This is a genomic window from Bacillus sp. mrc49 (assembly GCF_002803435.1).
Genome location: NZ_PHNG01000665.1, coordinates 1 through 8,208 on the forward strand (window position 1 = coordinate 1; position 8,208 = coordinate 8,208).

General features: G+C 43.8%; 8 protein-coding genes. All 8 read left to right on the forward strand.

Features of this window, described 5'->3' with window-relative positions; genetic code table 11:
• On the forward strand, positions 1 to 639 hold a 639-nt coding region (gene yidC / locus CVN76_RS09800; RefSeq protein ID WP_100531096.1), incomplete at its 5' end, for a membrane protein insertase YidC.
• Complete coding sequence (gene jag, locus CVN76_RS09805) at positions 636 to 1,256, forward strand: RNA-binding cell elongation regulator Jag/EloR (protein ID WP_100531097.1); 621 nt, start codon at positions 636 to 638, stop codon at positions 1,254 to 1,256. The genes yidC and jag, both read left to right, overlap by 4 nt.
• Before the next feature lie 352 nt (positions 1,257 to 1,608).
• A complete protein-coding gene (gene mnmE / locus CVN76_RS09810) occupies positions 1,609 to 2,994 on the forward strand; it encodes a tRNA uridine-5-carboxymethylaminomethyl(34) synthesis GTPase MnmE (RefSeq protein WP_100531098.1) in 1,386 nt (461 codons plus the stop codon).
• A 22-nt stretch (positions 2,995 to 3,016) separates the two neighbouring features.
• Positions 3,017 to 4,903 (forward strand): tRNA uridine-5-carboxymethylaminomethyl(34) synthesis enzyme MnmG, encoded by a 1,887-nt coding sequence (gene mnmG / locus CVN76_RS09815; protein WP_100531099.1) that lies wholly within the window; start codon positions 3,017 to 3,019, stop codon positions 4,901 to 4,903.
• Positions 4,904 to 4,933: 30 nt separating this feature from the next.
• Entirely contained in the window at positions 4,934 to 5,650 is a 717-nt protein-coding gene (gene rsmG, locus CVN76_RS09820) for a 16S rRNA (guanine(527)-N(7))-methyltransferase RsmG (protein ID WP_100531100.1), read from the forward strand.
• Positions 5,651 to 6,034: 384 nt separating this feature from the next.
• On the forward strand, positions 6,035 to 6,895 hold the full coding sequence (noc, locus tag CVN76_RS09825) for a nucleoid occlusion protein (protein WP_100531101.1): 861 nt from the start codon (positions 6,035 to 6,037) through the stop codon (positions 6,893 to 6,895).
• Positions 6,896 to 7,138: 243 nt separating this feature from the next.
• On the forward strand, positions 7,139 to 7,900 hold the full coding sequence (locus CVN76_RS09830; protein ID WP_100531102.1) for a ParA family protein: 762 nt from the start codon (positions 7,139 to 7,141) through the stop codon (positions 7,898 to 7,900).
• On the forward strand, positions 7,893 to 8,208 hold a 316-nt coding region (locus CVN76_RS09835; RefSeq protein WP_157805626.1), incomplete at its 3' end, for a ParB N-terminal domain-containing protein. The genes CVN76_RS09830 and CVN76_RS09835, both read left to right, overlap by 8 nt.

Consider the following 8,208-nt stretch of genomic DNA (forward strand, 5'->3'; position numbering starts at 1 on the left):
CTTTCTGAAACTTTTGGCGAGAACTATGGTTTGGGTATCATCGGTGTCACGTTAATCATTCGCTTAGCATTGCTTCCGCTTATGATCAAACAGGTGAAAAGCTCGAAAGCCATGCAGGCCATCCAGCCTGAGATGAAGGAACTTCAAGCGAAATACAGCTCAAAAGATGCTGCCACACAACAAAAACTACAACAAGAAACAATGGCTCTATTTTCAAAATATAATGTGAATCCACTGGCTGGATGTTTGCCGATAGTGGTTCAAATGCCTATCCTGATCGGATTTTACCATGCCATCAGCCGTACGCATGAAATAGCCTTACATAGTTTTCTTTGGTTTGATCTAGGCTCACCGGATCCTTTTTATATTTTACCGGTAGTTGCAGGGATCACGACTTTCATCCAACAGAAAATGTCGATGGCCGGGATGAACTCGAATCCACAAATGGCTGCACAAATGACGATGATGCTTTATATCATGCCGATCATGATTGTTGTTTTTGCTATTAATTTCCCCGCTGCTCTTTCTCTTTACTGGGTAGTAGGTAACCTTTTTGGTATCGTTCAAACATATTTCATTAAAGGTCCGGATCTTAGAAAAGCAGCTGCGGAAAACGCGGGAGGGGCAAAGAAAAAGTGAAAAAAGTGACTGCTACAGGACAATCTGTCGAAGAAGCAGTAAATTTAGCTTTAGCTCAACTGAACAGCACGAAGGATCGCGTCGAGATTGAAATTGAGGAAGAAGGAAAAAAAGGGTTTTTCGGTTTATTTGGGGCAAGGAAGGCCATTGTCCATGTGACATTGCCTCCTGATCCAATCGAGGAGACACTTGGATTCTTGAAGAATGTCAGCCTTGAGATGGGTGTCGATGCCAAAATCGATGTCCACCGGAAAGGGAAGAACGTAACATTCCAATTATCAGGTGACAAAATCGCTTTATTAATTGGGAAAAGGGGTCAAACGCTGAATTCCCTGCAATATTTAACGCAGCTTGTTGCGAATCGACATGCTAAGCAGTTCCTGAATATCACGGTAGATGCTGAAGATTATCGAAATCGACGCAATGAGACGTTAATTCAATTGGCTGAAAGAATGGCGAACAAAGCGCTGAAAACGGGCAAGCCCATTTCATTGGAGCCGATGCCAAGCTATGAACGTAAGGTCATTCATAATGCACTGTTGCATTATCCGAGAATCAAAACAACTTCAAGCGGTGTCGAACCTTATCGCCATTTGGTCATCACGCCGCTTAAATGAACCTTCTGCTTATTAGCAGGGGTTCTTTTTTTTGGTGGAACGTACCATCGGTTTTTGTCGAAAGGTATGTAATGAAAAGGGCCATTCAGCAATAACCGACACGTTTCACTTCGATGGTCGCACATTCAGTACGGGAAGGGGAAAAAGGGAGAGCCGCCGCATTTGTTATTCACATGTGGATAAGTTAAAATGAATGTTACAGAATATGGTTGCGCTGCATGTGGATAACTCTTGGAAGGAAGGAGTATCTACTTTTTTTCATGAATATACTGTGGTATTGTAGTAATTTAGGGATTCGACGATTTTATTATCAAAAATAATATAGAAACATCAATATATAAGAGGTGAAAACATGGAATTCGATACAATCACCGCTATCTCTACCCCTTTAGGGGAAGGGGCAATCGCCATCGTTAGAATCAGCGGTGATGAGGCCATAGAAATAGCCGATAGGATTTTTAAAGGACCAGGCGGAAAAGGATTGCTTGAGGTCAAGTCACATACGATTCATTATGGACATCTTATCCAGCCTAAAACGAGTGAAATCATAGAGGAAGTCATGGTTTCCGTCATGAAGGGGCCAAAGACGTTTACAAGGGAAGATGTCGTGGAAATTAACTGTCACGGCGGAATCGTTTCGGTCAATCGGGTATTGCAGCTCATCCTTTCTCAAGGTGCTCGTCTTGCTGAACCGGGTGAATTTACGAAACGTGCCTTTTTGAATGGAAGGATCGACCTTTCCCAAGCGGAGGCCGTCATGGATTTGATTCGTGCTAAAACGGATAAAGCGATGAATGTTGCTTTAGGACAAATGGAAGGCCGGCTTTCAAAACTAATCCAGAACCTTCGCCAAGAAATTTTACAGACACTCGCTCAAGTCGAGGTAAATATAGATTATCCGGAATATGATGATGTCGAAGAAATGACACATCGTTTATTTTTGGAAAAAGGCAGTTTTGTCAAGACCGAAATCGAGAAGCTGCTTCATACAGCCCAGCAGGGGAAAATCCTCCGCGATGGGCTTGCGACCGTCATTATCGGGCGCCCCAATGTCGGGAAATCTTCTTTGCTTAACAGCTTGGTTCATGAAAATAAAGCGATTGTCACGGATATTCCTGGGACAACGCGTGATGTAATCGAGGAATATGTCAATGTTCGCGGTGTTCCGCTTAAACTTGTCGATACGGCAGGGATTCGGGAAACGGAAGATATCGTTGAAAGAATCGGGGTTGAACGGTCTCGTGCAGTATTGAAAGAAGCTGATTTAATTCTGCTCGTATTGAATTATTCCGATGATTTTACACCTGAGGATGAGTTGCTGTTCCAGGCTGTCGAGGGAATGGATGTCATTGTCATCATCAATAAAACGGATCTTCCGCAAAAAATCGATATGGCCAAGGTGAAGCAATATTCAGCATCCCATAAGGTTGTTTCCACTTCATTACTTGAAGACCAAGGGGTCGACGAATTGGAGGAAGCCATCGCTTCCCTATTTTTTGAAGGTGCTTTAGAAACGGGAGACCTGACTTATGTATCCAATGCCCGGCATATCGCTTTGCTCGGACAGGCACGGCAGTCCATTACCGATGCAATCGAAGCGATTGAAATGGGTACGCCGATTGATTTGGTTCAAATCGATTTCACGAAAGCATGGGAGCTCCTCGGTGAAATCATTGGTGAAAGCGTCCAGGATAATTTAATCAACCAATTGTTCTCGCAATTTTGTTTAGGAAAATAATCGAAAAAAGGAGGAAAAGGACATGCAATACGAAGCAGGTAGCTATGATGTCATTGTAATTGGAGCTGGACATGCTGGTAGTGAGGCAGGCCTGGCCGCTGCAAGGGTAGGCGCTAAAACGTTGATGATTACCATTAACTTGGATATGGTCGCCTTCATGCCATGCAATCCCTCCGTTGGCGGACCGGCAAAAGGGATTGTCGTGAGGGAAATTGACGCTTTAGGCGGAGAAATGGGAAAAAATATCGATAAGACCCATATTCAAATGAGGATGCTGAATACGGCAAAAGGTCCGGCCGTTCGTGCGCTCCGTGCTCAGGCGGATAAATTTCTCTATCAACAAGAAATGAAAAAGACGATAGAAGATCAAGAGAATCTGACCTTGATTCAAGGGATGGTAGAGGAATTGATCGTTGAAAACGACATTTGTACGGGTGTCGTCACCAAAACAGGAGCGGTATATCGTGCGAAAACGGTCGTAATCACCACGGGAACCTATTTACGCGGTGAAATCATCCTAGGGGAACTGAAATACTCAAGCGGTCCTAATAACCAGCAGCCGTCCATCAGGCTTTCTGAACATTTGGAGCAATTGGGGTTTGATTTGGTCCGTTTTAAGACTGGAACACCGCCGCGTGTCAATAGCTCTTCCATTGATTACAGCAAAACGGAAATACAGCCTGGCGATGAAGTGCCACGCGCTTTTTCTTATGAAACGACAAAGTTCATCACCGATCAATTGCCATGCTGGCTGACGTATACCAATGAGGGGACGCACCAGCTAATTGATGATAACTTACACCGTTCCCCTATGTATTCCGGAATGATAAAAGGAACAGGACCTCGTTATTGTCCATCGATAGAAGACAAGGTCGTCCGTTTTAATGATAAACCGCGGCACCAAATCTTCCTTGAGCCTGAGGGACGAAATACGAAGGAAGTGTATGTGCAAGGACTATCGACCAGTCTGCCAGAAGATGTGCAAGTGAAGATCCTTCAAACGATCCCGGGACTTGAGAAGGCGGAAATGATGCGTGCTGGATATGCGATTGAATATGATGCGATCGTCCCTACTCAGCTTTGGCCTACCTTGGAAACGAAAAAGGTTAAGAATTTGTATACGGCTGGACAAATTAACGGCACGTCGGGTTATGAAGAAGCAGCTGGCCAAGGTTTGATGGCCGGTATTAACGCCGGATTGAAAGCGATAGGTAAAGAAGAACTTATTTTAAGCCGTTCTGATGCCTATATTGGGGTTCTCATCGACGACCTTGTAACGAAAGGCACCAATGAACCTTATCGATTGTTGACTTCACGGGCAGAATATCGGTTATTATTGCGCCATGATAATGCCGATTTACGCTTAACGGAGATGGGATTCAATATTGGAATGATTAATGAAGAGCGCTATAATCGTTTCCTTTTGAAAAAAGCGGCGGTCGAACAGGAAAAAGAACGCCTGAAATCGCATTTCATCAAACCGACCGAAGAGGTACAAGCGGTCATCACTGCCAGTGGCGGCAGTGAGCTTAAGGATGGGATCCGTGCGTCTGATTTATTGAAACGGCCTGAAATGAATTATTCCCATATTCAAAGTTTGGCTCCAAGCGATGTCGAACTGAGTGATGAAGTGACGGAACAGGTCGAAATCCAGGTCAAGTATGAAGGATATATAGAAAAATCGTTGCAGCAGGTCGATCGCCTGAAAAAAATGGAGAATAAAAAGATTCCAGAGAATATCGATTATGATGCCATTTCTGGCCTCGCAACGGAAGCACGTCAAAAATTAAAGCAGGTCACTCCGCTATCGGTGGCGCAGGCCTCAAGAATTTCCGGCGTGAATCCGGCCGATGTTTCGATTTTGCTCGTTTATTTGGAACAAGGAAAGATTGCCCGAGTATCTCAGTAAGGGAAATACCCAAAAAGGATTGAAGAAAACATGAATATAGAACAGTTCCAACGAGCGCTGCAGGAGAAAGGGATCGAGCTTTCTCCTCACCAGCTTGATCAGTTTGACACATATTACCGTTTATTGGTTGAATGGAACGAAAAGATGAACTTAACGGCCATCACTGATAAAGAAGAGGTTTATTTAAAGCATTTTTATGATTCTATCAGTGCTGCCTTCTATTTCGATTTCAACAATCCTTATCGGATTTGCGATGTTGGGGCTGGAGCTGGTTTTCCCAGCATTCCATTGAAGATTTGTTTCCCGGACATTCACGTATCGATTGTTGATTCCTTGAATAAGCGGATTTCTTTCTTGAATCATCTTGCGGATGCCCTGCAATTAAAGGGCGTCTCCTTCTATCATGACAGGGCGGAAACCTTCGCCCAAAAACCGGAGCACCGTGAAGCTTATGATATTGTCATGGCAAGAGCGGTGGCGAGGATGTCCGTTTTAAGTGAATTATGCTTGCCGCTCGTGAAGACCGAGGGTACGTTCATCGCCATGAAAGCAGCTAGTGCACAAGATGAAATGGACACAGGGAAAAAGGCCATTTTCACGTTAGGCGGAAAAATTGCTGAAATCCATCACTTCACATTGCCAGAGGAAAATAGTGAAAGAAACATCATTACAGTCAATAAGGTGAAGAAGACGCCGAAAAAATATCCAAGAAAACCAGGGACACCGAATAAACAGCCCATTGAATAACCTTTAGTAAGAAAAATCGCATATTGAGCTGGCACTTGTCCATGTTTTCTTTTACTATAAAGGTATCATTCCATTCATTTATTAATGGATAATCCCGCATGAAGGCGGACCTTGGTACAATATTTCGACCTTGTGCCAATTTTTCGAAGCAGGACTGGTATGTTGGCGATATTTCCATTTTCAATTCGGGGAAATAATTCGGGGCATGCCGAAAGAGTTAGAAAATCACTGGTCGTCCGCTCCCCATATTGCCTTGATGACGCCAGTCGACATGTTTTTTACAGTGAAGGATCATATGTATAACCATGTCGGGAAATGTATGCAGGACTTGTCCTTTAAATAGAGAATATGTTATTTGGGAGTTTTAAAAGGTGGTGTAGGAAGATGAAGCATCCTTTTTCGCGGTTCTTTGGGTTTGGCGAAAAAGAAGAACAGCAACTAGAGATGGAGACACCTAGCAATAATAATGAAGAAATAAGAAAAATATCCATTTCTGATATTGTACCTAATCGATTTCAACCAAGGACCGTTTTTAATGACGATAAAATTGCTGAATTGGCTCAAACGATCCATACCCATGGAATCATACAACCAATCGTAGTAAGGGCTTATGGACAGGGGAAATATGAAATCATTGCAGGTGAACGGCGTTTTCGAGCCATGCAAAAGCTGGGCTGGGAATTGGCACCTGCAATTATCAAGGATTTCACCGATACAGAAACGGCTTCCGTTGCGCTGATAGAAAACCTCCAGCGTGAAGAGTTGACACCGATTGAAGAAGCTTTGGCTTACGGTAAACTCTTGGAGCTGCATAGTTTGACCCAGGAAGCTTTGGCACAAAGGTTGGGGATAGGGCAATCAACCGTTGCGAATAAGCTGCGGCTGCTTAAGCTGCCCCAGGAAGTTCAAGATGCACTTCTTCAAAAACAAATTACGGAGCGCCATGCCCGTTCGTTGATTCCGTTGAAAAGTCCGGAAAAGCAAATCAAATTGCTTTTGGAAATCATCGAAAAAGGGTTGAACGTCAAGCAGACGGAAGAGCAGGTCGTCAAGCTTCTGACAGGTACGGTGCAAAAGCCGAAACCTAAGCGGAAGGCCTTCAGTAAGGACATGAGGATCGCCGTGAACACGATCCGGCAATCGCTTAGCATGGTTACAGACAACGGAATAAACTTGGATGCAGAGGAAAAAGAATTCGAGGAGTATTATCAATTCACGATAAAAATACCCAAGAAAAAATCTTGATCCCCATCCTTGGCCCAGCTTGGTAGTCTCCGATTACCAAGCTTTTTTTGCTTCGCAGGTCTTATCTTTTGCGAAAGTGTTACGCTTTTCCGCGTTTTTTCGTGCCGTTTAGGCAGTTTTCAATTTTCATGTGGAATTGAAGAAAACGATTTCTTCCAGTAATATTCATGATAAAATAGAAAGAAATAAGTGGATTCACGGTAAAAAATGGCGTATTGAAGATAGTTGAAAGCAGGTGAATTCGTGGGTAAGATTCTTGCCATTGCCAATCAAAAAGGCGGTGTAGGAAAAACGACAACTTCTGTCAGTCTAAGTGCGTGCCTTGCTTACATAGGGCAGAAAGTCTTAATGGTCGATATCGATCCGCAGGGAAATGCGACAAGCGGTGCAGGTATTGATAAAGCAGATGTCGAGCAGTGTATTTATGATGTATTGGTGGATGACGTAGAAGCCAGTACCGTCATCTTGGAAACAAAGGTGGAAAACTTATATGCCATACCTGCGACCATTCAACTTGCAGGTGCTGAAATCGAATTGGTACCAACGATATCAAGGGAAGTGCGCTTAAAAAGGGCATTGGAAGAGGTGCAAAGCGAATACGATTACATTGTGATCGACTGCCCTCCATCATTAGGTTTGCTCACACTTAATGCTTTGACGGCGGCTGATGCCGTTTTGATTCCCGTCCAATGTGAATATTATGCATTGGAGGGCTTAAGTCAACTCTTGAATACGGTCCGACTCGTGCAAAAGCATTTGAACCATGAGTTGAAAATCGAAGGTGTGCTATTGACGATGCTGGATGCAAGAACGAATTTAGGTCTCCAGGTCATTGAAGAAGTCAAAAAATACTTCCAGGATAAAGTATATCAAACGATCATACCCCGCAATGTGCGTTTGAGCGAGGCACCGAGCCATGGAGAACCAATCATCATTTATGATCCGAAATCACGTGGAGCGGAGGTCTATTTAGAATTGGCAAAGGAAGTGGTATCAAATGGCTAAAGGGCTTGGCAAAGGACTTAACGCACTTTTCAATAATGGTGAAATAAGTAAAGATGAAATCGTGCGCGAAATCAAATTAATGGAACTAAGGCCAAATCCTTATCAGCCCCGAAAGAACTTCCGGCTTGAAGCGATAGAAGAACTGAAGCAATCGATCGAGGAGCATGGAATCCTGCAGCCGATTATTGCCCGGAAAAGTATTAAGGGATATGAAATCGTGGCTGGGGAGAGACGCTATCGTGCCGCCAAGGAAGCTGGTTTGAAGACAGTTCCTGTCGTTGTCCGGGAGTTGAATGAACAGCAGATGA